The organism is Dactylosporangium darangshiense (genome assembly GCF_039537565.1).
Lineage (GTDB): Bacteria > Actinomycetota > Actinomycetes > Mycobacteriales > Micromonosporaceae > Dactylosporangium > Dactylosporangium darangshiense.
The window spans coordinates 1-1262 of record NZ_BAABAT010000191.1 but is presented as its reverse complement, the minus strand read 5'-3'; the positions used below and the strand labels follow the sequence as shown (position 1 = coordinate 1262).

3 protein-coding genes are annotated in these 1262 nt (G+C 68.5%); all 3 read left to right on the top strand.

What is annotated here, in order from left to right:
- On the top strand, nt 1-320 hold a 320-nt coding region (locus ABD901_RS58625; protein ID WP_345145073.1), incomplete at its 5' end, for a UDP binding domain-containing protein.
- On the top strand, nt 317-1138 hold the full coding sequence (locus ABD901_RS58620; protein WP_345145072.1) for a glycosyltransferase family 2 protein: 822 nt from the start codon (nt 317-319) through the stop codon (nt 1136-1138). The genes ABD901_RS58625 and ABD901_RS58620, both read left to right, overlap by 4 nt.
- 3 nt (nt 1139-1141) lie before the next feature.
- The coding region (locus tag ABD901_RS58615) for an NAD-dependent epimerase/dehydratase family protein (protein WP_345145075.1) at nt 1142-1262 on the top strand (121 nt) is incomplete at its 3' end.

Here is a 1262-nt window from a genome sequence, read left to right as displayed (position 1 = left end):
ACGTCGTGTCGAAGCTGCAGGAGCGCTTCGACCTGTCGGAGATGACCGTCGGCATCCTCGGCATGGCGTTCAAGGGCGGCAGCGACGACATCCGCGAGTCGCTGGCCTACAAGCTGCGCAAGGTCGTCATGCTCCGGGCCAAGGAGACGCTCTGCACCGACCCGTACGTGAAGGACGACCGGCTGGTCCCGCTCGACGAGGTGCTGCAGAAGGCCGATCTGCTGATCGTGGCCGCGCCGCACCCCGAGTACCGTGACCTGCCGACCGACATCCCGGTCGCGGACATGTGGGGCATCACCAACAAGGGCGTGCGCGTATGACCCTGACGCCGCAGGTTTCTGTGGTCATCCCGGTGTACAACGAAGGCGAGGCGATCGTTGCCTGCCTCGAACGGATCCTGCGTGACGTGCTGATGCCGGCCGAGGTTCTCATCGTGCACGACATGCCGGAGGACACCACGGTGCCCTTCGCGCACAGCGTCGCCGCCCGCGACCCGCGGGTCCGCGCGGTGCTCAACACGTATGGGCGCGGCCCGGCCAACGCGATCCGCTTCGGCGTCGATGTGGCCCGCGCCCCGGTCGCCGTGGTCACGATGGCCGACGGCTCCGACGACCCGCGCCAGATCGAGGACCTCGCCCGGCTCGTCGAGCGGGGCGTCGTCGTGGCGGCCGCCTCGCGGTACATGCCCGGCGGGCAGCAGGTCGGCGGCCCGCGCTTCAAGCGCCTGCTCTCCAAGGGCGCGGGGCGCACGCTGCACCTGTTCGCCCGGGTCGGCACCCGCGACGCCACGAACAGTTTCAAGGCGTACTCGACGGCGTTTGTGCGGCAGGTCGGTATCGAGTCGAAGACCGGTTTCGAGATCGGCATCGAGTTGACCGCCAAGGCGGCCCGGCTGAGGCTGCCGGTGGCGGAGCTCCCGACGATCTGGCTCGACCGGCAGCTCGGCGAGTCCCGGTTCGACATCGGCCGGTTCATGCCCAGCTACCTTCGCTGGTACTGGTTCGCGTTCGGCCGCCGGCTGACCGTAGAGCAGATGGCGAAGCGGCCGGCATCGTCGGCAGCCCGTAGCGACGCGCAGGCCGCGCGTGCGCATTTCGAAGATCACTCGCAGCCGGCGAGTCCGGCGAACCGCAGCTAAGGAGTGTTTGTGGCAAAGGTCCTGGTCACCGGCTCGGCCGGCTTCATCGGTGGATATGTCGTCGAGGAGCTGCTGTCCCGCGGCTACCAGGTCGTCGGCCTGGACAACTACTCGAAGTACGGTC

Bases quoted from the DNA above. Each gene is read 5' to 3' on its own strand.
- ABD901_RS58620 (WP_345145072.1), top strand. From the start codon at position 317: ATGACCCTGACGCCGCAGGTTTCTGTGGTCATCCCGGTGTACAACGAA.